This window comes from Pseudomonas sp. 31 R 17 (assembly GCF_900004915.1).
Lineage (GTDB): Bacteria > Pseudomonadota > Gammaproteobacteria > Pseudomonadales > Pseudomonadaceae > Aquipseudomonas > Aquipseudomonas orientalis_A.
Window position 1 is genome coordinate 90,268 of sequence record NZ_CVTN01000084.1, and the last position, 22,489, is coordinate 112,756.

Consider the following 22,489-nt stretch of genomic DNA (forward strand, 5'->3'; position numbering starts at 1 on the left):
GGCTCGGCGGGACGCATACCCAGCTGTGCCTGTGGCGTGGCGAACAGGCCTTCACCCACGAAATGATGAGCGAGGGCACCCACGATCAGAATATCCGACGCCTGTGCTTGCAGTTGGTCAACCCTGACGATCAAGCCGCCGTCGCCAGCATTGAGGCCATTGTGCGCGAACGCCTGAAAGAAATCGGCAAGGAGGGTGAGTTTTATCCGGCTGAGGAAGCGGACACTCATCAATAAGAAAAGGTGCGCGACCATTCATGGCGCGCGCACCGCCTTCGCCGGATACGGGCGGCAAGAACGATCAAGGTTTATTCCTGGAACGAAACGCCGCCACCTTCATCCGGTTGCCGCAGGTCGCCATGCTGCACCAGCGGCGGCGGTGTGATTTGCTCAGGTCATGGAACAGCAGCACGCAGTCGTGGGCCTCGCACTGCCGCACGTATTCAAACTTATCGTGAGTGACCAAGGCCACCAGCGCCTCGGCCACCGGCCCAAGCAGGCTGGCCGGACTGTTGTCCCTAGGATAAGTGGCCGCTCGAAATGCCTTCTTCTCCTGTTCCCATTCCAGCCGGCTCACCGGCTGCCCCGCTTCAAGCACCTGGTTGATCAGCGCAGGATCGACGGGAACGCCTGTCATTGCGGCATTCACCACCGCCCTTGAACTCGCGCGAAGCGTGCGCGCGAGCGCCAGCAGCCCACTCGGAGCCTGCCGCTCAACGTGCTCGGACAACAGCCCCGCTTGCGTCAGCCAACTCATGACGCTGTGATCATCGACGAAGCAGTCATGGCGCTGATCACCCACCCCGTACTCGGAGTTAATGAAATCGAGGGCAAGGTTGTCAGCCAGAAAAAGTGCGCCTGAGGCAGTGCTGTTTGGATTCATGGGGCAGCCTGTAACCAATAAATTATGTTTGACAGGTTACCAAATCCGGGGATAACCTTCAAATACCAACTTTAACGGTTACACAGGAAGCCACATCATGACTCCATCCAACGCCTCCCTGGCCGCTGCCGGGCTCGCTGCCTCCTTGCTGATGAGCAGCGCTGTCCATGCCGACAACACAGTGCATTACCGCTATGAGCAGGTCGGTGACGTCAAAGTGTTCTACCGCGAGGCCGGCGACCCCAGCGCGCCGACCGTGTTGCTGCTGCATGGCTTCGCCGGTTCATCCTTCATGTTCCGCGAACTCATGCCCGAGCTTGCCGACCGCTATCACGTCATCGCGCCAGACCTGCCGGCCTTCGGCTTCACCCAAGCCCCCGCGCGCGGCGAATACGCCTACACCTTCAGCCAACTGGCCAAGACCATCGGCCAGTTCACCGAACAGCTCAAACTCGATAAATACGCGCTGATGGTCCACGACTACGGCGCGCCCGTGGGCTGGCGCATGGCCAGCGCCCATCCGGAGCGGGTGACCGCGATCATCTCCCAAAATGGCAACGCGTACGAAGAAGGCCTGGGCAAAGGATGGGCTCCTATCCAACGCTACTGGCAGGCTCCGACCCAACAAAACCGTGAGGCGCTGAGCGACTTCCCAACCCCCGCCTCGATCAAGTGGCAGTATCTGGAAGGCGTGGCCGACCAAAGCGCGGTTTCACCCGATGGCTACACGCTGGAAGGGCTGCAAGTATCCCGGCCGGGCAATGCCGACATCCAGCTCGACCTGTTGCTGGACTACGCCTCGAACGTAGCGATGTACCCGGCCTTCCAGGCGTACTTCCGCCAGTACCAGCCACCGCTGCTCGCGGTCTGGGGAAAGAACGACCCATTTTTCGTGCCGGCCGGTGCCGAGGCGTGGAAGCGCGATATGCCCAAGGCGGATATTCGTTTTTATGACACCGGGCACTTTGCGCTGGAAACCCATGCCAAGGAGATCATTCCAGTGATACGGGCGTTCCTGGACAAGAACCTGCGGTGACCAACGCAACCCCTTTGTAGGCGCGAACTGGCTCGCGAAGAACGTCAACGATAACGCCGCGGCGCAGTCTCACGCGGCGCTCCGAGACTCTTCGCGGGCCAGCTCGCGCTTACGGGTGGAGGAGGGGACCGATGAATTGCCTGGTTCACCTTCAAGTCATCAGTTTTGTTGAGCGCCAGTGGCTGCTCTGGAACGTCGTAAATACTTGTAGACGGTAGCCCGGGATAGCGTTAACAGTTCGCAGATGTAATGGGTTGCATTGCGCAGCGCGAAGACGCCGCCTTTATCCATTTCACCAATCAGCGCCACCATTTCTTCTGACGTCAGCGACGCCAGCGTCACCCTACGGGCCCTCAAAAACTCATCCATAATAGAGTGCGCCAACTCTTGAAAATCTGTGGCGAACAATGCCGCAGGCTTCTCGACTGTATTTTCAAGACCCAAAAATGATGCGGCGATTTCTGCCATCCCGCTCATGACAGTGATGTCGAAATTCACGCACAAGAGCCCGATCTGGATGCCGTCAGGATCTCGGAGCACCGCTGTAACCGACTTTAGCTGCCGGCGATCAAAATTCACCTTTCTATAAGGGCCCGAAACATCGTCATCGAATGATGCCCCATCGTTGATATCCGTCAGTGAACTGTCGCCGACCCGCCGCTGAGAGAACGCATTGAAGATATGTGCAATCTTTCCTGAAGCCAGGTCATGAATAATGACCTCGGCGTGCGGGTCCAGGAGCTTGGCAATCGCCTGGGCGATGCTGATGTAATTATCCAGACGTTTATTCACGGTAAAGTTTTGCCTCGAAAAATACAAAATGTATGCGGAATACTAAATGTATTTTTATGCTAGGGTTAAGCCCGCGTTCACTCAAATGCCTGATTGTAGCGTCATATCCCCGCTGACGGCGGCGAGTCGCCGCTGACCAGCCGGTTAAGTGCAACGCCCGTCTTTAATAGCGATGGAGCAATCGATGCATATCTATACCCAAGCGCAAATCATGAGCGCCTTGCACCCCAGAGACGCTGCTGCGCTGATAGCAGAGGGGTTCATTGCCCATGCGAACGGGCTTGTGCAGCAACCTGCGGTTCAGAGCTTTCAGTTCCCGGCCAGCAACGGTGACTGCTGCGTGAAGTCGGCCTGGGTGTCAGGAGACGAGGTGTTTTCAGTCAGGGTCTCGGCAGGTTTCTACGACAATCCCGCCAAGGGTTTTTCCAGTAATGATGGATTGACGCTGGTTTTCTCGGCCTTGACGGGGCAACCCATCGCGTTGCTTCGCGATGGCGGCTGGCTGACCTCGATGCGTACGGCGCTGGCGGGGCAGATCGTGGCAAGGGCTATGGCGCCTTCCGATGTGAGAGGCATTGGCGTGGTCGGTACTGGCGAGCAGGCACGCATGCAACTGGAACACCTGATGCCCGTCACTGCATGTCGACGCTTGACGGTTTACGGTCGTAACCGGCAAGGCCTGGAACACTACCGGGAATTTGCCGAGGCGCTGGGTTTTGATGTTACTGCCACCCAGGATGCAAAGGACGTTGCGACCAACTCCAATCTAATCATCACGGCAACACCTTCTCGCGAAACAATCATAGCGAATGAATGGGTCAACCCTGGAACACACATCACCGCTATTGGCGCAGACAGCCTTGGCAAGCAGGAGCTGGATGTGCGCCTGGTTGCACGTGCAGATGTCATTGTCGTGGACTCAATAGAGCAATGCTGCCAATTCGGTGAAATTTCAGCGGCCCTCAAATCCGGCCTGATCGACAAGGGCAGGCTTGTAGCACTCGGCAGCGTATTGAGCGGTCACGCCATCGGACGGCAGGACGACAGGCAGATTACCGTTGCAGACCTCACAGGCTTAGGCGTGCAGGATGCTCAGATTGCGAAGTGCGCCATGGCATCATTGGCGCACGAGTGGACAGCGAACCGATTGGACGGGGTTTAAATGATGAAGCTTGACCCATCAGGAGTCAGTAAGGCCCCGGCGATTCAATGGGAGGCCCATGCGTGCCTGCCATTGATTCCCGGACAGGATATGTCGCGCCTGAACAGGTACCGAGAAGCCGGCTTTCATCATGTCTCGATCAACGTGGGCATGGACATGACCCCGTTTGAAACCGTGATGCGAACGCTTGCGGGTTTCAGGAGCTGGCTCGCTCAACACCCTGAAGACTTTGTCCTGGTCGCCAGCGTTGACGATATCTACCATGCGCACACGTCTCGAAAGCTCGCGGTCTCCTTTGACCTCGAAGGTTCCAATATGCTGCGGCAGGACCCTGCGATGGTGGCACTGTTCGCAAGCCTCGGGGTTCGCCAAATGTTGCTTGCCTACAACCGCGACAACAGTTGTGCTGGCGGCTGCCATGGCGCAGGTAGCGGATTGACCACCCTGGGACGCAAGGTCGTTCAGGGTATTAATACAGCGGGAATTGTTATTGACTGTTCGCACGCCAGCAAACGCTCAAGTCTTGAGATTATGGAAATGTCACAGCGCCCCGCGATTTTCTCCCACACCAACGTTAAAGCGGTTTTTGATCACCCGCGAACAATCGATGACGAACAAATATTCGCGTGTGCGGCTCAAGGTGGCGTCATCGGACTTACAGGCCTGGGCATATTCCTGGGCGACCCATCGGCCTCCGTAGACGCTTACGTTCGACAAATCGACTATCTGGCAGAGCGCATCGGGACAAGCCATATCGGCATAGGTTTGGATACCGAGTTGTACCCCGAGCACAAAGATTTGCCGGAAGGTGAAGACGAGAACGACTGGTGGCCGATTGAGCACTATGGCCAGATGAACGGACATGTTCAGTTGCAGCCCGAGACCCTGGGTGAGGTCGCACAGAAATTGGCGCGCTTGGGTTATTCAGATGCGGATATCCAAGCGATCTACGGCAATAATTTCATGCGTATTGCAGAGGCAACCTGGCCAAATTCTGTGCTCGAAAAAACGTCTACACGCTGACCAAGGCCTCAGCCCCTACCTTGCAGTCTTCCAGACGCTTGTAACGTCACAACACCTGTGCTCCACTTACTTTACAGATGGTAGGTTGTAGGTATGCAAGTGAAAAACACAAAAATCGTCGCCGACAAGAGGATCTCAGGTCGTCTGCCGAAGCCCGAGCGGCGTCAGCAACTGCTTGAGACGGCGCGTGTGATCGTTCGGGAGGAAGGTGCGGATCGCCTCACGCTAGGCCACCTGGCAGTGCGCGCGGGCGTTTCAAAACCGGTGACCTACGAGCATTTCGAGACCAGAACCGGTCTTTTGATTGACCTCTATCGTTGGATAGATACCGAACGCATTACCGCGTTTCGCACGCTTATGGCTCAGGAAAATCGACCGGCGAAAGACACCGTATTGGCTTTGGCTAAAGCCTATCTGGCCTGCGGAACCGATCAGGGTGACGAATTTCATGCTGTCGGCGCGGCGCTTGCAGGAAGCGGTGAGAAAGCTGGCGTGTACCAAGAGTTGGTTGACGCGGTGATCGAGATGTTCGTGGAAGTCCTACGGCCTCATTCAAGCGTTCGCCTGGAATCGCTGGCATTGGCCTGCGCGGCATTGGTTGCGGCGGGAGACGCGCTGACATGCGCCGTTACACGTGGACATTGCTCCGTTGCCGAGGCAGAAGAGATGTTTTCGACTCTCATTGGAGCTGTAGCCCAGGGCAAAAGGTAAGAAGAGGTGCAGCTATGGAAATGTCAAACGTCAGGCTTGCCCAGGTAACGCGCAAAGATAGGGACGAGCTTCTCCACGCGAATCGGGAAAGCCTTGAATATCATGGCCGCTGGGTACAGCCGTTCACGACCGCTTCGGGGTTCGAGGAGTGGTATTCGGCACACATCACGGGCGCAAGCGTTGGGCTGGTGGCCCGCGATAGAGAATCCGGGCACATTGTGGGAGTCACCCATCTAAGCCAGATCTTCTATAAAGGATTTCAAAACGCCTATCTCAGTTACTGGGGCATGGCTTCGTTTGCCGGGACTGGAAGAATGTCCCAGGCGGTGGAGTTGACAACGCTGTATGCCTTTGGGGAGTTAGGGCTTCACCGTATCGAAGCCAATATTCAACCTGAAAATGTACGATCAATAGCGCTGGTCAAACGTCTCGGGTTTACGAAAGAGGGGTTTTCTGCGAAATACCTCCAGATCGGCGGAGTCTGGTGCGATCACGAACGCTGGGCACTTCTGGCCGATTGATGCCTGCCGTGAGAGGCATCAATCGGCCTGGCGTCTCAGGAACGGCCTAGGGTATCAAGCGTGTCTCGCGTAGTTTGTCGAACACGTCGAAAAATGCCTGATCGCTCGCCTGATAGGCGGTGAAGCCCATGGCACGGCTTTTCGACATGTCCGTGACCACTTCGATGGGCCGCCCCAGGTCCGCATCGGTATGCCATGGGGATATCAGTCGACCGATATCGGATTCCTTCAGCCCGAATTGCGCGACCATTTGCGTCCATACGGCTTGGTCGTCAGCCATCTGCGTGGCAAGGGGGGAGGGTGAAGCGGGATAATCGGCGGCAGGCACGTCGAAGTATTCGGCAATTCGGCTCCACATCCATTTCCAACGAAATACATCGCCATTTGTGACGTTGAATGCCTGATTGGCCGCAGCCGGCGTAGTGGCCGCCCACAATTGTTGTTTGGCCAACTGCCGTGCATCCGTCATGTCGGTGAGGCTGTCCCACTGCACTGTTGATCCGGGAAATACAAAAGGGCGATGGGTCTGTTTGCAGATCGAGGCATAGACAGCGAGGGTGGTTGCCATGTTCATCGCGTTGCCTACGGCAACCCCGGTGACCGTATGCGGGCGATGAACACTCCAGGTAAAACCGTCCTTTTCAGCTGCGGCGAAGAGTTCGTCTTCCTGGGCGTAGTAGAAATTTTCGATGTCCAGACGACCCTGATCCTCGCGGAACGGCGTTTGCGGAAGGCTGCCGTTACCATAGGCTTCGAATGGGCCGAGGTAGTGTTTCAGCCCCGTGACCAGCGCTACGTGTTCAACGCTCCTGGCTGGGCGAATAGCGGCCAGCACGTTGCGAACCATGGCCGCATTGACACGAATGTTCTCGGCTTCCGTGGCTTGCCGTGACCATGTCGTAATGAACACATGCGTGGGCTTCAAACCCGCGAGCGCCTGTTCCAGCGAAGCGGAATCCTGAAGGTCTGCCGCTACGGGGATCACGCCTGGCGCTTGCGATGGGTGCCTGGACAACGCGGCGACCTGCCAGTTGTTGTCGATTAATAACTGAGTGATGGCGCTGCCGACGATGCCGCTGGCGCCGACGACCAAAGCTGTTTGGCTCATATGTTTCTCCTGGATTCAGGTTTGGGAGTCCGCCTGAGTGACAGAGGTTCAACCTGATCTGATCCGCAGGGGCATCAAAATCGCGGCTCCGAGCGGCTACTGCCTACCGGTCTTGATGTTGACAACATTCTTTCTGGGCGGCTCGCCAAACAGCCGTTTATATTCTCGACCAAATTGATTGGCACTTTCATAGCCGACCATCAAGGCCGCTTCTGTAACATCGCAATCTTCAACCAGCATCAGGCGTTGCGCCTCATCCAAACGCAGACGCTTCTGATATTGCAAAGGGCTGAGTGTCGTTATTTTTTTAAAATATTTATATAAAGTGGAAGGCGCCATATTCAATGTCCCGGCCAATTTATCTACCTGCAACGTTTCCCGGTAATTATCCCGCAGCCACATGATCGCCTGATCAATTTTATTGTTTTGAGAACCGACTGTATTCAAAAGTCGAAGTTGATGTCCAAAGGGTGTCGTGAGCAGTCGGTAGTGAATTTCTTGCGATATTAGCGCTCCTAATGCCTTGGCGTGCTCTGGCTTATCGAGTAATTCAAGCATTCTTAAAAAAGCATCAAGCAATTCCGGGCTGAGTTCTTGTACCGCTGCGCCAATTGCAATGTCGTGATTATATTCAGTCGGCGGTGGAATTTTAGCAGCTAATGCAGCTATCAAAGGCCTGTCCAGATCCAGGGAAACTGACAGGTAGGGCATCTCGGAAGTCGCTTCCAGGAGACAACTGGAGACGGGCATGTTCACGCCGGCGATAAAACATGTGTACTCCCCGAATGAAATATCATTGATACCCATGCGGACCCACTTCCTCCCCTGTACTGCGACAATAAGTATCGGCTTGTAGAAGTGGGGTTTTGCCGTGTCTGAATGGTCATAGCGGTGCAGCGTAAAACCCTCGATAGGGGTTGGGAAGCGGCCCTCCTCAGGGAGAAGCCCACGAATCATCTCCCTGAGCGCCACTCGGCCATCTTCAGCTGCAAAACGATAGTTCTCCGCCAATTAGGGCCTCCTTTGCAGGCACAGTGGGGTAAGACCCATATTTACACATTGTCATACGAAATTATGACACATGCAGAAAGCGCAACGTGTTGGAAAATTCCACGCGTAGAGGATCAGGCAGTAATCGTGCAGAAACGTGACTATTGTCTTTTGCCGGACTTTGAGAACATGGCCAACTTGAAAATCACCTGACCACGTACTTTAATTCATAAACTCACAATCACCCATGCACTAAAATTCGGACTCACTCATATGCCAAGCGCTAATATCGAACGTAAAAATTACCCGGCACTTCCTCCCGCAGTGGGGCCCTATTCGCATTCAGTGAAAAATGGCCACACGCTCTATCTGTCAGGCTTTACTGCATTCGGCACTGATGCTCAAGGGCAAAGTCTTGAAAAACAGGCCAATGCTATTTTGCAGCAGATTAAAACGGTTGCAGTCGAGGAGGGCACCGATATGTCTGCACTCTTGAAAGTGACTATCTTCATCACCGACTTCAGCCAGGCCGGCGAACTGCGCAAGGTGCTGGCGCAGCACTATGATGGGCATCTCCCTGCCAGCTCCCTGGTCGAGGTTTCCAAATTGTTTTCCCCGGAACTGAATATCGAAATTGAAGCTATTTTCGCGATATAACAGGCGGTAGAGGCGGCGTTGCATGTTGGAGCAGTGTGCAACCCGCCTCAAACTGGCCATGGAAATGTGTGATACGTGGGGGTCAAGTCCACCCTGGCGGATGGACCTGAATGCACGCGCTTTTCGACGCCTTAGCCGGCGTTTTCCGTACTTTGCTGCGGATAAAGCGCTCGCCAATGTGAAATTTGCTGTTGGATGTTCCAATAAATGATGTGCTCGTAGAGTTTTTCCACAAAATCCACATCGAATCCAGTGTCGACCGCCCACTCCCGGCGGTCCTGCAGCATCGCCGCCACCCGTTCCGGCGCGGGGATCGCTTGTTCGTTGGCCTTGAAGCGCACGGCGGCCTTCACGTAACCCAAGCGTTGTTGCAGTGACTCCAGGATCTGACGATCGAAAAAGTCGATGCCCGCGCGGATGTCGGTGAGGCTTTCGCACGCCTCGGGTGTTTTCAGTGACGACATAGTGTTTGTCTCTAATAAAGGGTTCGGTTTCAGATGACGTCGAAGCGTGGGCACGCCAGCCGGGCAGAGGCGGGGGGCTGTTCATGGGCGCCTTGACGCGCACGGGCGGCGCCAGTGCCCCAGGCATCGGTGTCACGCTCGGCGATGACCTCATCAATCAAGGCATCGATCATGCAGTTGTCGTGATGATGGGGCGTGGTGATCAAGTGCGCAGTGCCACCGGAGATGGCCAGGCAATACTTTTTCGCGATGCTTTCCGACGGGCAGGGAAACACCACGGTGATGGAGTTCTCGTTGCGCCATGCATCGATGCCGGCTGCCTGGAAGCGATCCACGGCATATTGCGCCTGGTCCAGGCAGTGGCGGACACGCTGGCGCCAGTCGGCGAACGAGTGGCTGCGCAGTGCCGCCCACATCATCAGCGGCGTATGGCCATTGCGTGAGCCGCTGATGGTTTTGTCATGGGCCAGGATGTAGTCGACTTCCACGCAGATGCGCGCCACGTTCTTGCGCTTGGCGACCACGATGCCGCACGGGATCGGCGAACCAATCATCTTGTGCCCGGACACGCAGATCGAATCGATGCCGTCGGCAAACGTGAAGGGTTGCGGGTGGTCAACGAAGGGCAGGATCATCCCGCTCAGCGCCGCGTCGGCATGCAGGTAGTAGTCACGCCGGGCAATGCCCGCCAGTTGCAGCCGTTGCTGGATGATCGCGATGTTGTCCACCGCGCCACGCATCGTCGTGCCGATATTGGCGAAGATGATCGGGTGACGCTCCTGGTCGGCGGCGATCTTGAGCATCAGGTCGTCGTAGTCGATCTCGCCGTTGGGCAGGGATTCGACGGCGCGGCATTTGATGCGCAGCAGCTTGACGATCTTGGCCACCGAGTAGTGGGTGTCCCTGGAGTAATACAGGGTGCCGTCAGGGAACAGTTCGCGGGCCAGGTAGCAGCCGAACATATTGCCTTCGGTGCCGCCATTGGTGACGTAGCCCCAGCTGTCTTCGAGCGCAATGTCGAACAGCTCGGAGAAGTACGTCATCACGTCCTTTTCAAAGTCGAACGAGTTCAGTACATAGTTGCTGTACTCGTTCCAGTCCCCGCAATTGTTGATCGAAAACTGCAGGAAACGGTGCAACTGGGAGTAATCGAAATCGGCGGATTCGGGGTAGCCGATGTTGAAGTACTGGTGGGTCACGCAGTGCTGCCAGAAGTGCTCAAGCCTGCTTTGGTCGGCCGTGGATAAAGTCATCTCTAACTCCTTTTAAATCGACTGGGCGAAGCGGCCCGTTCAGGCCGCTTTTTGCCGCGTGTCCACCAGCGACCACCAACTGGCGAGCGTGGGCGAGTCGGCCAGCTCTTCAAAGGTGACGGCGATTCCACGCGCCTTGAGTTCGGCGGCGAGTTTCATCACTTGCAGGGAGTCGAGGCCGTAGAAAATCAGGTTTTCCTCGGGGTCCAGTGCTTCGCCGTCTTCGATCAATTGCAATACGCGGGTTTTCAGCCAGGCGCGGGTGGTTTCCGCCGTCAGCAGTTGGCGCAGCTGCTTCTTGTCGATCTTGCCCACGGCGGTGAGCGGCATGGTATCGATCAGCCGGATGCGGTCGGGCAGTTTGTACTCGGCGATGCCCAGTTCCATCAGGTGGCGACGCAGGGCGGGCGGCTTGAGGTTGGGATTGCACGAGACGACGAAGGCGCAGCTCTTTTCCCCCAGTGCGGCGTCGGGCATGGCGACCAGACCGGCGTGGGTGACGTCGGGGTGCAACACGATGAGGTTTTCGATCTCTTCGGAAGCGACTTTTTCGCCACCCCGGTTGATCTGGTCCTTGACCCGGCCGACGACGCGCAGGTCACCGCCGGGTGTCATTTGCACCAGGTCACCGGAGTAGTAGTAACCCTCGTTATCGAAGGCCTGGGCGTTCTGTTCGGGGCTCTTGTAGTAGCCGCAGAAGGTGTAGGGGCCGCGGGTGGCCAACAGGCCGGGCTCGCCGGGCGCTACGGGCACACCCTGTTCATCGACGATTTTGATTTCGTCCCCCGGGCTGATCGGGCGGCCTTGGGTGGTAAAGATTTGCTCGTCGGTGTCATCCAGGCGGGTGTAGTTGATCAGGCCCTCGGCCATGCCAAACACCTGCTGCAGTTTGCAGCCGAGCACCCCGGGCACCTGGCGGGCCAGCGAGTCGGCGAACACGGCGCCGCCGACCTGCAGGAATTCAAGCGATTGCAGTTGTTCGGTGTGCTGCGGCGCGGCCTGCAACCACAACGCGACGGCACTGGGCACCAGGGCGACGGTGTTGACTGCGTGGCGCTGGATCATTGCGAAGCAGGTCTGCGGTTCCGGGCTTGGCGCCATGATGAGGGTACCGCCTGCGTACAGCACGCCCAGGGCGCCCGGCGAACTGAGCAGGAAGTTATGCGCTGCCGGCAGGGCGCACAGGAAGCGTGTTTGTGCGGTCAGGCCGCACACCTCGGCACTGGTACGGGCGTTGTAGTGGTAGTCATTGTGGGTGCGTGGGATGAGCTTGGGTGTACCGGTGCTGCCGCCGGACAATTGGAAGAGGGCCACTTCATCCGGTGCGCTGGGGGAGAAATCCACGGGGCTGTCACTCGGGCTTTCGATCCAGGCAGCCAGGTTGTTGGGGGCGTGCTGCTCGCCGAGGAACAGCGTGACCTCAGGGCTTGCGCCGACTTCGTTGAGGTCGGCGAGGTAGCCGTCATCACGAAACACTTCATGCTCACGGGAGGCGATCAACAGCTTCGGCGTGATTTGCCTGGCGTAGCTTTTAAGCTCCAGTTTGCGATGGCTATAGAGCGCGTTGAGCGGCACGATGCCGGCCTTGAGCAGCGCGAACAGCACGATGTAGAACTCGGCGATGTTGGGCAGTTGCACCAGCGCGGTGTCGCCGTGGCCAAGCCCGCTGGCGGCCAGGCGCGAGGCGAGGTTGGAGGACAGTTGATCCAGCTCGCCATAACTGAAGCGACGCTCGCCGCAAATGATCGCGCAAGCCTGGGGCTGTGCCTGGCTGCTTGCCTGGAGCAGGTGGGTGAGGGGTTGATCGATCCAGTAGCCGTTTTCCCGATAGCGTTGTGCTCTTTCGAGGGGCCAGTGCGTGAATTCTAGGGTCATGAGGGTCACTGCTGAAAATGGGGAAATTAGTGGGCCAGGCCGCATGCGCGCAGCATGGTGCCGAGCTTGGTCTGGACTTCTGTCCATTCGGAGTCGGGGCTTGAGGCTTCGACGATGCCGGCGCCGGCGAACAGGCGGACCTTGTTGCGCTTGATGGTGCCGCAGCGGATGGTCACGACCCATTCGCCGTTACCCTGGGCGTCGCACCAGCCGACCATGCCGGTGAACAGGCCTCGCTCGACGTGCTCGACGAAGCGGATCAGGTGCCGGGCGCGCTCGGTAGGGAAGCCACACACCGCAGGGGTTGGGTGCAGGCGGCACGCCAACTGCAAAGCCGAAATGCCGGGGTCGGCCAGGGCGCCTTCGATACGGGTGGAGAGGTGCCAAAGCGCAGGCGTGCTGATCAGGCTAGGGCGCTGTGGCACGTCCAGCCGTGTGCACAATGGGCCGAGCCGGGAGGCGATGTCTTCGGTCACCAGGCGGTGTTCGTAATGGTCTTTTTCCGAGGCGGCCAGCCAGTCGGCGTTGCGCCGGTCGGCTTCGGGGTCAGCCATACGCTTGGCCGAGCCGGCGAGGGGATTGGAGACGAAATCCAGACCGTCCTTGTACACCAGCAATTCGGGGCTGACGCCGATCAGTGTGGCGCCGTCCGGCATGGGCACGCGGAAGTGGTAACCGCTGGGGTTCTGGGCACGCAGATTGTTCTGCATGGCGCTCACGTCCACATCCTGGGCAAACAGCAATTCACGCTGCACCGAGAGCACGGCCTTGCGCACGTCGCTGTGGCGGAAGTTGACGATGGCGTGTTCGACCGTGCGCTTGAAGCCTTGCTCGTCCGGTATGTTTTTTTGTTCAAGCAGTTCCGGCATCGAGGCCGCACCGGTGTGCACGGCACCGCTGCGGGCGCGCCACTCGGCGTGTTCGGGGATGTAGAGGCAGGACGCTTCAGCGGGATCGAAGGGGATGGCGCCGACGATCATCGGGTTCGCCTGGCCCGCCTTACGCGCTTGTTCAAAGGCGTGCGAGACGGTTTTTTGAAACAGGCTGCTGGCGTTTTCGCCGGCGATGGCCGGCGTTTCGATACGTTGCAACATGCCGCTGACCGCTAGCTCACGATCGCCGGAGGTGAATGAAAAACTCCGCGTTTCGTCAAGCTGTTGCACCTCATCCATGTCGCTCGTCCTAAGGGTGCCCGTTCTCATGTGCAGAAAGCCTCCGTGGCTTGTGGTCAAAAAATTACACCTTGAAATATAATCATTATCGTTTCTAATAGGTGACGCTAATCATTTAGATTTGTCAATCACATGAGTGGACCATGAGAGAGTTAACTTCGATGCAGGCCGCCTGTTGGATCGGGCGTACTGCTCATGCCTTTTTAGGGAGAGTTTCGGCTCATCTTTACGCCGAGTTCGATGGCCAGTGCATTGAACTGGACCGGTTACGCCAAGCGCTAGAGCGGGCCAGCCTGCTGCATCCGATGCTGCGAATGCGCGTGGATACGCAAGGGCTGCAATCCATCGCATCCATGGACCAATCGCCGCGGTTGGAAGTCGAAGACCTGCGTGCCATGACCGAACTGCAGGCCACCCGCCACCTGCTGGCCAAACGGGAGACGTGGACACATCAGCAACTGGACCTGCGCCATGAGCCGGGCGCCCGGTTTGCAGTGAGCCTGATGGCCGACGATAGGTTTCGCCTGCATGTCGATACCGACATGATCGCCATCGATCCCTCCAGTTTCCGCACGCTGATGGAAGACCTGGCCTCGCTTTACGAGCAGCCCGATGACACGCTGGCGAACACGCCATCCTTCTTCGACTGGTACGACAAGGTGCGTGTCGACCCGGCGCTCAAGGCCGCCCGGGATCGCGACCGTGCCTGGTGGCGTGAACGCCTGGCGCACGTTGCCCCGGCCCCCACCTTGCCATTGCTTGAACACCCGCCGGAGCACGCGCAAAGCCACCGACTCCATACCTGGCTGGGCCCTGTCGAGCGTCAGGCCTTGGAACACGTGGCACGGGAACGCAGGATCACCCTGTCGACCTTGATGATGGGGCTGTTTGCGGCGGTGCTCGGGGAGCAGACCGGCGACCGTAGCTTTCGGCTCAATGTACCGACGTTCTGGCGCCAACCGCTGGTGGATCATGTCGAGCGCGTGGTGGGGGACTTTGCCAATGTGTTGATTCTGGATGTGGACCTCGAGTCCGCCGCCACGCCGGCTGCGCTGTGTGCGCAACTGGCGAAAAAAATGGTCGGCCTGCTTGAGCATTGCGCCTATCCGGGGGTGAATGTGATGCGCGACCTGTCCCGCCATCACGGCTCGCCACAGCTGGCGCCGGTGGTCTTTACTGCCGCGCTGGACATGCCCGGTGGGGACTTGCTTTCGCCGCGCGTGCAGCGTGTATTGGGCCCGATGAATTGGGTCATCTCCCAAGGGCCTCAAGTGGCGCTTGATGCACAGATCGCCTGCGCCGATGGCGGCATCCTGATCAACTGGGATATCCGTCTTGATGCGTTGCCATTGCCGTGGGTAACGACGTTCTTTGAGCGCTTTGTGGCGATCACGCAGGAAGTGGCGGCCGATTCGCGCGCGTTGGATCAAGCGCTCAATGTCGGTGTTTCGCGCACACTCGAAAAACCACTGTCAGCCCTGCAGCAGGCGTACCTATTGGGGCGTGGCACCCAGGTGCCTCTTGGCGGCGTGGCCATGCAGGAGTTTCGTGAATACCACGGGGCCATGGACCCGACGCTGCTGCGCAGTCGCCTGGCAGCGATGGTGCAGCGCCATGACAGCCTGCGCACACGGGTGGATGCGCTCAAGTTGGTCAGTTACGTCAGCGATGAAGCCCGCATCAATCTAGACGAAGTCAACCTTACATCGATGTCGGCGCAAGCCGCGTCGGCGTACATCGATGAACGCCGCGAGGCCTACGCCCACGCCATCTTCGAGCTGGACCGTGCGCCGTGGAATGTCACGCTCTTCCACCTGCCCGACGACCAGTTGACCGTGTTCGTGCGCCTGGATGCGTTGATCCTCGACGGCCGCTCCATTGCGGCGTTGTTGGTCGAGCTGTTCGACGGACTGACCGGCGATGAGCCCGCTGCCGAGGCTGCGCCTGCCCCGGTGGATCAGGCCAATCAACGCAAGGCCGACGCGGTTTACTGGAAGACCAAGCTCGCCGACGTGACGGGCGCACCACGCCTGCCATGGCGCGTGCCGCTCGATCAAGTGCGGGCCTCGCGCTACGCGCGCCAAAGCCGACAAGTGCCCAAGGCGGTATTCAACGGTTTCTGCAAATTGGGCGCCCGGCAGCGGCTATTCAAGAACTCCGCCCTGATGGCGCTGGTGATGGAGGTGCTGTCCCACTGGCTCGATGAAGGCGGCTTGTGTGTGGCGGTTCCCGTTGCGCCGCAAACGGGCGGTGCATTTGCCAACCGTTCCAGCTTTATCGCGATCAACCGAAACGAGGCGCCCGGCACCTTTACGGAGCGTGCGGCGAAGCTGCAAGTGGACGTGCTGGAAGGGCTGCAACACTTGGCCTATTCGGGCGTGGACCTTGCCCGGTTGCTGTTCGAATCCCACGGCCCAGGCCCTGTGCTGCCGGTGGTGATTACCAATGGTTTTTCCTGGCCGGTGTCGGCGGCGGACAGTCCCATGCAGTTGCAAGGCGGCCTGACCCAGACGCCTCAGGTGGCCATGGATATTCGTTTCTGGGCTAACGCCGAGGGCGCGCTGGTGCTGGATATCGACTATGCGCGGGAAGTCCTCGACCCAGCGCTGGTCCACGACATCCTGGATGCGCTGGAAAAGGCCATCAGCCAGATCAGCGCCAGCGGTGAGTTTGCCGTGGACGCCGGCGCGATCATCGACACGTCTCACTATTGCCTTAATAGCGCGACCACCGAGGCCCGTGCCGAAGGGTTCCTGGCGCAAATCGCCAGACACCTGTTCGACCCCGCCAACCAGCGGATCGCCCTGATCAGCGGCGAGCGGCAGATCAGCTACGCCGAACTGGGTGCGGATGTGTCGCGTGTCATTGCGGCGTTCAAGGCCCGTGGCATCGGCCCCGGCCAAGTGGTCGCCATTTGCCTGCCACGCAGCCCGGAGCACACCACGCTGACCTTGGCCTGTGCACTGACGGGCGTGATCTGGGTGCCTATCGACGCTGCGGCGCCGGACGAGCGCCGGCAGTATCTGTTGGAAAACTGCCGCCCCGATCTGGTGATCATCAGCTCGGGCGAGACGGTCGAGCAGGCCCACGCCACGCCGAACGAGTTGCTGACCGGGCCACAAGCCAGTGCGCCAATACTGGATGATCGCTCGATGAGCGAAGCGCCGGCGTACTACCTCTACACCTCGGGCACCACCGGCAAACCCAAGTGCGTGGTGCTGTGCAACCGCGCCACGGCCAATGTCATCGGCAGCACCTTGTCACACTGGCGCGTGAGCGAGAGCGACGTGTTCATGTCGGTAACCCCGCTGCACCACGACATGTCGGTATTCGATGTGCTCGGCTGCCTGACGGCCGGCGCCACGCTGGTACTGCCTGGCGTCGGCGAGGAAAAGGATGCGCTGCGCTGGAATCAGTTGATCGCCAGGCATGGTGTGACGCTGTGGTGTTCCGTGCCGGCCATCCTCGAAATGCTGCTGGCGTGCCGTGGTGACCATGACTTGGCCAGCCTGCGCCTGATCGCCCAGGGCGGCGACTACATCAAGCCGGGCGTGATCGCCGAGTTGCGCGGGCTGCTGCCATCGGCGCGCCTGATTTCCCTGGGGGGGCCGACAGAAACCACGATCTGGAGCATCTGGCACGACATCACTGCCGATGATCAGCTGCAAATTCCCTACGGGCGCCCGTTGCCGGGCAACCGCTATCTGGTGCTCGACGCCCAGGGAGCGCATTGCCCGGCAGGCGTTGTCGGCCGCATTCATACGGCAGGCGTCAACCTGGCCCTGGGCTACCTGGAAGACGGCGCGCTGGCACACACCGAATTCATCAGCGTGACCGATGAGCACGGCCAGGCCGTACGTGCATTTCGTAGCGGTGACTGCGGGCGCTATCGCCGTGACGGCACGTTGATGTTCGACAGCCGCGTGAATGGCTACGTAAAGGTGCGCGGCGTGCGCGTGTCGCTGCCCGACATCGAGAACGAGCTGATCAAGCATCCTGCGGTCAGGCACGTGCTGGTGGTGGACTACGGCGAACAGCGCCAGGGCGAGGTCAACATCGGTGCGCTGTACGTGAGTGTCGAAGACGCCGCCCCCTTGACCGCCGCCGCGTTGCGCCAGTTCGCCCGCGAGCACTTGCCGCAATCCCACGTGCCCACGCGATTGCTGGCGGTGGAGGCGCTGCCGTTGTCGCAAAACGGCAAGCCTGATCGCCCGCGCGCGTGCAGTTTGTTGCTGGAGCCAGCCGAAGAGGTCGTTGAAACCCCGTGCAGCAAGGTCTTGGCGATCTACCTGAGTGTGTTGGGCAGGCCCCCGCAGGACGGCGCCAATGCCTCGGTCGACTTCATCAGTCTGGGCCTGCGGCCCCAGCATTTGAAAGCCATCGCTGCGCGGTTCCAGGAGGAACTGGCGGTGACGCTTTCCCCCGGACAATTACTGCGTTGCCGTAACGCACACGATGTCGAGCGATTGCTCGCCTGCGCATAACCACACAGCACTACCCAGGGAGACAGATTGGATGACGGATTTACCCACTGTAGATATCGCCGGTGTTGGCATCGGGCCCTTTAACCTCGGGTTGGCCGCTTTATTGTCCAAACATTGCGACGTGACCAGTCTTTTCCTGGATCGCAAAGCCGAATTTCGCTGGCATGAAGGGTTGCTCTTACCGGGCACCACGTTGCAGGTGCCGTTTCTGGCGGACCTGGTGACGATGGCCGACCCGACCCACGAGCTGAGCTACCTGAATTACCTGCACCAGCACGATCGCCTGTACCAGTTCTATTACTACGATAACTTCCAGGTGCCGCGCCGCGAGTACGACCACTATTGCCGTTGGGCTTCGCAGCAGTTGCCGACGTGCCACTTCGGCGAGGATATCTGTGATGTGACTTACGACGCGGGAGCCGGCAAGTTCCTGATTGAAAGCCAGTCCGTGTCAGGCTTCAAACGCTGCTATTCCAGTCGAAACCTGGCGGTAGGCATCGGCACTACGCCGATAGTGCCGCAGTGGGCTCAGGTGAAAAGTACGGCACCGATCCTGCATTCGGCGGAGTTTGGCAAGCGCCAGGCGCAGTTGTCGCAATGTCGGCGTGTCACCGTGATTGGCTCCGGCCAGAGCGCCGCCGAGTGTGTGCTCGCGTTGTTCAACGAGCTGACCCCCGAGCGGATCGCCGCAGGCGCTTCGATCCGCTGGATCACCCGTTCAGCCGGTTTCCACCCCATGGAATACTCCAAGCTGGGGCAGGAATGCTTTACGCCGTCCTACATGGAGTACTTCCACAGCCTTCCGCGTGAACGCCGTCGCGAGGTCGTGGCCAAGCAGGGCCTGTTGTACAAGGGCATCAGTTTTTCCACGATCGCCGCTATCTACGACTTGATCTATGAACGCTCCATCGGCGGCAGTGACCCTGGCCTGACGTTGCTGTCGAACTGTGAAGTCGAGACGGTCGAGGACGTCGCCGGTACGCTGCGTATTGCCTATCGGCACCGTGAGCTGGATCAGGCCGGCAGCCTGGAGGCCGACGCGATTGTGGCCGCGACGGGCTACGGGCATGCCTGGCCGCAGTGGTTCGAGCGGCTCAAGGGGACGGTGCTGGAGACCGATGAGCACGGTGACTGCCTTGTGGAGGATGACTTCACTGCGCGTCGCTGTGATGACGGGGCAGGGCGTATCTTTGTGCAGAACGCCGAGATCTTCCAGCATGGCGTGGGCTCGCCGGACCTGGGCGTTGCCGCGATTCGTAACGCGAGCATTGCCAATCAACTGCTCGGCCGCCCGCACTACCGCCTGCCCAAACGCTCGTCGTTCCAGCGTTATGGCATGCATGAGGTGTAGTGCGTGAAAGACAGGGCCCTGGTGTTACCAAGGCCCTGTTGAAGGTCAGACGCGGATGTGGTCCAGGGTGAGGCTGTCGGCACCAGGTGTCGCAAACAGCGCGAACATCTGCTCAATCGTGGCGCTCATGCGAGCCATCTGTTGTGCACTGTAACGGTCCGAACGGTAGGTCACCACCAGGCGCAATACGCGCTTGCCGTCCAGCGTGTTTTCCATGATCTCGAACTGAATACCGAACATCGACTGGTTCTTGTCCGGGTCGATCTGGCGGTAGCGGATCGCGCCGTTATCCGGTGTGCGCAGGGCGCCGTTCAAGGCGTTGTTGGCGTGAATCTGGATGTACACGTCGAACAGCAGTCCATCCGCCGGGGTCATGCCCAGGGCCTGCTGAATCTGCTCCATCGGCACATCGGCGTAGGCCATCGAGTCGTTGATCAAGCGACTGACGTTTTCAATCAGGGCGCCGACGGCTTGCCGGCCGTCGAATTGCACGCGGTGCGCGACCATGGTGGTGAAGTAGCCGACCGTGTCGTAATACGCAGGATCCGTGCGACCGGAAGCCGACGTGCCCACGACCAGGTCTTTCAAATCGCCGAGCTTGTGCAGGGAGAGCACGATTGCCGAATAGACCACGCCGAACAGTGAAGCGTTGTTCTGCCGGGCGAAGGCGTACAGGTGGTCGGTCGTGCCTTGGGTGGGCTTGATCTCGAACCACTGGGCCTTGGTCGATACCTCTGCCGGCGCTGCCTCGGAGGAGGGCAGCGTCAGGCCACGGGTGGCATCGCGCAGCATGCCGGTCCAGTAGTCGAGGTGCTTCTGGTTGATCCCGGCGGCTTGCTGGCGCACGGCGAATTCATGGAAAGACGGTGCCGGGCTTTTCCAGACGGGCGCTTTGTCGGCGGCCCGGGCCAGGTAGGCCTGGGCCAGTTCTTCCATCATCACGTTGAGCGACCATTCATCAATGGCCATGTGATGGACGAGCAGCGACAAGGTTTGCCGTTGATGCTGCGTGTCCTGAATGAAGCGCACCCGCAGGGGCAGCTCGCGGGTCAGATCGAACTGATAGGTGGCTTCGCTTTGCAGGGTGGCACCCTGGCTTTCGCGGCTGGGCCAGAACCACTTGAACTGTGCTAGCTGCGAGGTCGGCACGATTTGCTGGTATGCCTCGCCACGCTCGAAGTGGAAGGTGCTGCGCAGGCTTGCATGGCGCTCAAGCAGGTCATGGAATGCCTGCTCGAACAGCGCTTCGTCCACCGGGTCGAGAAACTCCATGGCAAACGGCAGGTTGAAGATCGTGCCGAATTCGAAGGCGGCGTAAGCGCGTCCCAGGGACGCCTGGGCCAGTGCAAACGGCGCTTTTTGTACATCTTGCGACGAGCCGATGGCGGTCGTTGGTGCAGCGTTTTTCGCGATGACCCGGGCGCGTGCCGCCAAGGCGGTTGCCGAGGGTGCGCTGAAGAAATCGTTGAACTGGACTTCGATGCCGTGGCTGCTCGACAGCTTGCCGATGATGCGGGTGGCCAGCAGTGAGTGGCCGCCAAAGTCGAAGAAGTCATCCGTCGCCAGCATGCCCGGTTCCGCCAGGGCTTCGCGGAACTCGGCGAGGATAACGGCCGCGACTTCAGGTGTTTCGGTTTGGGCGGCGTTCTCGCCGATGTCCGCCTGGCGGTGCAGCCACGGCAGTGGCGTATCAGCGGTGTGCATGATCTTGCGGTACAGGTCGTTCGCCTGGCAGGTCTGGTCAAGAATCGGGTGAAGGACCAGCGCCAGGATGGGCGCATCCGGCGTTTGCATAATCAGCGCCTTGAATGGCGGCTGGTGTTCGGCGTCCCACGGCGCGGCTTGTTCGGAGAGCAGGTAGTGGCCGGCGTCACCGGTCACCTGAATGCGCTCGATGCACGCTTGCCAGTCGCGCGCCTGGACCTTGTCGACTTCGCCGTCATCGTTGAACTGATAGCGGGCATTGAGCTCGGGGATTGATTCGATCACCGCCTGGAGTGCCGACTCCAGCCGTGCAGGGTCGACAGTCGCGTCGAGTTTCCAGGCACTCAGGTGCTTTGAAATGCGTTCGGGATATTGCTGCTGCAAGAGCCAGAGATGCGCTTCGTAATCGGTGGCAGATCGTTTTGAAAACGTATCTGGAGTGAGTTCCATCATGGAAGTTTCCCGCCTTATCAAACTGAACAGTCAGAAGTAGAGATGGCACCAAGTGCCGACAGACCCATCCTCGGTCTGGTGTAACGCCTGGGAACCCGGGCGTCAGAGGACGTGCAATCCGGTTGCGTTGCAGGGGCTTTATGAACACCGTATGATCGCAAATAATAATCATACATATTCGCATTAGTCAAAATCTGATCGCGGGTGGATTCGTCTCAGGAGAGGTGTTGTGAACAACGGAGCGTTTGCGTCCAAACGGCAATTCGAAAAGCTGTACATCGACCATCACCGCTGGTTGTGCAGCCTGCTGCGGCGCAAGCTGGGCAACTCGTTGGATGCTGCGGATCTGGCCCACGATATCTATCTCAACCTCATCAAGAAGGGCCGCGTGCCTTCGATCGAAGACTCGCGCTGCCACTTGACCCAGATCGCCAAAGGCATGGTGATTGACCTCTATCGTCGCCGTCACCGCGAAGCCCGCCACCTGGAATCCCTGATGCAGCAGGCCGAACCGCTGGTGCCGTCCGAAGAGGAGCGGGCGCTGGCCGCCGAGGCGCTGGTGCAAATCGATGACGCGCTGCAGGCCAAACCGCCCAAGGCCCGCGAAGCACTGTTGCTGTGCAAGCTGCATGGCATGGGCCATCGGGACATCGCTGCCGAATTGAACGTGTCGGTGTCCTCTGTCGAAAAATACATCGCGGCGGGCCTGCGGGCCTGCCATCCCTTCGCATCGACGGCCGGGCTGTGAACAATTAAATCCGCAGCGCCATTGAGGGTTTCGTCGCATCGTTCGAAATACACGGTATGCACTGTGCAAAACGCTCGAACGCAAAAGGACGCCAGGTACGCCA

19 protein-coding genes are annotated in these 22,489 nt (G+C 59.2%); 10 read left to right on the forward strand and 9 right to left on the reverse strand.

All coding sequences use genetic code 11. The features are described from left to right. On the forward strand, nucleotides 1-236 hold a 236-nt coding region (locus BFP89_RS25120), incomplete at its 5' end, for a hypothetical protein (RefSeq protein WP_065888148.1). A 64-nt stretch (nucleotides 237-300) separates the two neighbouring features. On the opposite strand, the gene BFP89_RS25125 is transcribed toward BFP89_RS25120, so the two are convergent. Next, complete coding sequence (locus BFP89_RS25125; RefSeq protein ID WP_065888149.1) at nucleotides 301-882, reverse strand: CGNR zinc finger domain-containing protein; 582 nt, start codon at nucleotides 880-882, stop codon at nucleotides 301-303. A gap of 97 nt (nucleotides 883-979) precedes the next feature. On the opposite strand from BFP89_RS25125, the gene BFP89_RS25130 reads away from it, so the two are divergent. Continuing rightward, complete coding sequence (locus BFP89_RS25130) at nucleotides 980-1,918, forward strand: alpha/beta fold hydrolase (protein ID WP_065888150.1); 939 nt, start codon at nucleotides 980-982, stop codon at nucleotides 1,916-1,918. Between the two features lie 159 nt (nucleotides 1,919-2,077). Here BFP89_RS25130 and BFP89_RS25135 read toward each other — a convergent pair whose 3' ends face one another. After that, nucleotides 2,078-2,710 carry a helix-turn-helix transcriptional regulator gene (locus BFP89_RS25135; protein ID WP_141689134.1) on the reverse strand — a complete coding sequence of 211 codons (633 nt, stop codon included), beginning with the start codon at nucleotides 2,708-2,710 and terminating at the stop codon, nucleotides 2,078-2,080. A gap of 184 nt (nucleotides 2,711-2,894) precedes the next feature. Between BFP89_RS25135 and BFP89_RS25140 the strand changes: the two genes are divergently transcribed. From BFP89_RS25140 to BFP89_RS25155, 4 genes are all read left to right on the forward strand, one after another. Continuing rightward, a complete protein-coding gene (locus BFP89_RS25140) occupies nucleotides 2,895-3,872 on the forward strand; it encodes an ornithine cyclodeaminase family protein (RefSeq protein WP_065888151.1) in 978 nt (325 codons plus the stop codon). Beyond that, nucleotides 3,873-4,895: a membrane dipeptidase gene (locus BFP89_RS25145; RefSeq protein WP_256097385.1), complete on the forward strand. Its 1,023-nt coding sequence runs from the start codon at nucleotides 3,873-3,875 to the stop codon at nucleotides 4,893-4,895. It begins immediately after the preceding gene. Between the two features lie 93 nt (nucleotides 4,896-4,988). Next, the gene (locus tag BFP89_RS25150; protein ID WP_083208150.1) at nucleotides 4,989-5,606 is read left to right on the forward strand and encodes a TetR/AcrR family transcriptional regulator; all 618 of its coding nucleotides are present in this window, start codon (nucleotides 4,989-4,991) and stop codon (nucleotides 5,604-5,606) included. 14 nt (nucleotides 5,607-5,620) lie between these two features. Then, nucleotides 5,621-6,127, forward strand: a complete 507-nt coding sequence (locus BFP89_RS25155) for a GNAT family N-acetyltransferase (protein WP_206362356.1) — start codon at nucleotides 5,621-5,623, stop codon at nucleotides 6,125-6,127. 46 nt (nucleotides 6,128-6,173) lie between these two features. Here the strand turns inward: BFP89_RS25155 and BFP89_RS25160 are convergent, their stop codons facing one another. Together BFP89_RS25160 and BFP89_RS25165 are read right to left on the reverse strand one after the other, a co-directional pair. Beyond that, the gene (locus tag BFP89_RS25160; protein ID WP_065888152.1) at nucleotides 6,174-7,235 is read right to left on the reverse strand and encodes an SDR family oxidoreductase; all 1,062 of its coding nucleotides are present in this window, start codon (nucleotides 7,233-7,235) and stop codon (nucleotides 6,174-6,176) included. 96 nt (nucleotides 7,236-7,331) lie between these two features. Next, on the reverse strand, nucleotides 7,332-8,246 hold the full coding sequence (locus BFP89_RS25165; RefSeq protein WP_218061324.1) for an AraC family transcriptional regulator: 915 nt from the start codon (nucleotides 8,244-8,246) through the stop codon (nucleotides 7,332-7,334). 252 nt (nucleotides 8,247-8,498) lie between these two features. On the opposite strand from BFP89_RS25165, the gene BFP89_RS25170 reads away from it, so the two are divergent. After that, nucleotides 8,499-8,882 (forward strand): RidA family protein, encoded by a 384-nt coding sequence (locus BFP89_RS25170; RefSeq protein ID WP_065888153.1) that lies wholly within the window; start codon nucleotides 8,499-8,501, stop codon nucleotides 8,880-8,882. 131 nt (nucleotides 8,883-9,013) lie between these two features. On the opposite strand, the gene BFP89_RS25175 is transcribed toward BFP89_RS25170, so the two are convergent. From BFP89_RS25175 to BFP89_RS25190, 4 genes are read right to left on the reverse strand one after another with little or no spacing between them, the layout of a single operon-like run. Next, the gene (locus BFP89_RS25175) at nucleotides 9,014-9,346 is read right to left on the reverse strand and encodes an isochorismate lyase (protein ID WP_065888154.1); all 333 of its coding nucleotides are present in this window, start codon (nucleotides 9,344-9,346) and stop codon (nucleotides 9,014-9,016) included. Between the two features lie 29 nt (nucleotides 9,347-9,375). Further along, nucleotides 9,376-10,599 (reverse strand): histidine decarboxylase, encoded by a 1,224-nt coding sequence (locus BFP89_RS25180; RefSeq protein ID WP_065888155.1) that lies wholly within the window; start codon nucleotides 10,597-10,599, stop codon nucleotides 9,376-9,378. Between the two features lie 39 nt (nucleotides 10,600-10,638). Then, nucleotides 10,639-12,474: a (2,3-dihydroxybenzoyl)adenylate synthase gene (locus BFP89_RS25185; protein WP_065888156.1), complete on the reverse strand. Its 1,836-nt coding sequence runs from the start codon at nucleotides 12,472-12,474 to the stop codon at nucleotides 10,639-10,641. Between the two features lie 26 nt (nucleotides 12,475-12,500). After that, nucleotides 12,501-13,676, reverse strand: a complete 1,176-nt coding sequence (locus BFP89_RS25190; RefSeq protein ID WP_065888157.1) for an isochorismate synthase — start codon at nucleotides 13,674-13,676, stop codon at nucleotides 12,501-12,503. Between the two features lie 113 nt (nucleotides 13,677-13,789). Between BFP89_RS25190 and BFP89_RS25195 the strand changes: the two genes are divergently transcribed. Both BFP89_RS25195 and basC read left to right on the forward strand, forming a co-directional pair. After that, a complete protein-coding gene (locus BFP89_RS25195) occupies nucleotides 13,790-18,130 on the forward strand; it encodes an amino acid adenylation domain-containing protein (RefSeq protein WP_065888158.1) in 4,341 nt (1,446 codons plus the stop codon). 31 nt (nucleotides 18,131-18,161) lie between these two features. Next, nucleotides 18,162-19,481 carry a putative histamine N-monooxygenase gene (gene basC / locus BFP89_RS25200; protein ID WP_065888159.1) on the forward strand — a complete coding sequence of 440 codons (1,320 nt, stop codon included), beginning with the start codon at nucleotides 18,162-18,164 and terminating at the stop codon, nucleotides 19,479-19,481. 45 nt (nucleotides 19,482-19,526) lie between these two features. Here the strand turns inward: basC and BFP89_RS25205 are convergent, their stop codons facing one another. After that, on the reverse strand, nucleotides 19,527-21,638 hold the full coding sequence (locus BFP89_RS25205) for a condensation domain-containing protein (protein WP_065888160.1): 2,112 nt from the start codon (nucleotides 21,636-21,638) through the stop codon (nucleotides 19,527-19,529). Between the two features lie 229 nt (nucleotides 21,639-21,867). On the opposite strand from BFP89_RS25205, the gene BFP89_RS25210 reads away from it, so the two are divergent. Then, entirely contained in the window at nucleotides 21,868-22,386 is a 519-nt protein-coding gene (locus tag BFP89_RS25210; protein WP_065888161.1) for a sigma-70 family RNA polymerase sigma factor, read from the forward strand. The last annotated feature ends 103 nt before the right edge of the window (nucleotides 22,387-22,489 follow it).

Excerpts from the sequence above, each read along its gene's own strand:
- BFP89_RS25125 (WP_065888149.1), bottom strand. The coding sequence starts at position 882 with ATGAATCCAAACAGCACTGCCTCAGGCGCACTTTTTCTGGCTGACAAC.
- BFP89_RS25130 (WP_065888150.1), top strand. The coding sequence starts at position 980 with ATGACTCCATCCAACGCCTCCCTGGCCGCTGCCGGGCTCGCTGCCTCC.
- BFP89_RS25140 (WP_065888151.1), top strand. The coding sequence starts at position 2,895 with ATGCATATCTATACCCAAGCGCAAATCATGAGCGCCTTGCACCCCAGA.
- BFP89_RS25145 (WP_256097385.1), top strand. The coding sequence starts at position 3,873 with ATGATGAAGCTTGACCCATCAGGAGTCAGTAAGGCCCCGGCGATTCAA.
- BFP89_RS25150 (WP_083208150.1), top strand. The coding sequence starts at position 4,989 with ATGCAAGTGAAAAACACAAAAATCGTCGCCGACAAGAGGATCTCAGGT.
- BFP89_RS25155 (WP_206362356.1), top strand. The coding sequence starts at position 5,621 with ATGGAAATGTCAAACGTCAGGCTTGCCCAGGTAACGCGCAAAGATAGG.
- BFP89_RS25160 (WP_065888152.1), bottom strand. The coding sequence starts at position 7,235 with ATGAGCCAAACAGCTTTGGTCGTCGGCGCCAGCGGCATCGTCGGCAGC.
- BFP89_RS25170 (WP_065888153.1), top strand. The coding sequence starts at position 8,499 with ATGCCAAGCGCTAATATCGAACGTAAAAATTACCCGGCACTTCCTCCC.
- BFP89_RS25175 (WP_065888154.1), bottom strand. The coding sequence starts at position 9,346 with ATGTCGTCACTGAAAACACCCGAGGCGTGCGAAAGCCTCACCGACATC.
- BFP89_RS25180 (WP_065888155.1), bottom strand. The coding sequence starts at position 10,599 with ATGACTTTATCCACGGCCGACCAAAGCAGGCTTGAGCACTTCTGGCAG.
- BFP89_RS25185 (WP_065888156.1), bottom strand. The coding sequence starts at position 12,474 with ATGACCCTAGAATTCACGCACTGGCCCCTCGAAAGAGCACAACGCTAT.
- BFP89_RS25190 (WP_065888157.1), bottom strand. The coding sequence starts at position 13,676 with ATGAGAACGGGCACCCTTAGGACGAGCGACATGGATGAGGTGCAACAG.
- BFP89_RS25195 (WP_065888158.1), top strand. The coding sequence starts at position 13,790 with ATGAGAGAGTTAACTTCGATGCAGGCCGCCTGTTGGATCGGGCGTACT.
- basC (WP_065888159.1), top strand. The coding sequence starts at position 18,162 with ATGACGGATTTACCCACTGTAGATATCGCCGGTGTTGGCATCGGGCCC.
- BFP89_RS25205 (WP_065888160.1), bottom strand. The coding sequence starts at position 21,638 with ATGATGGAACTCACTCCAGATACGTTTTCAAAACGATCTGCCACCGAT.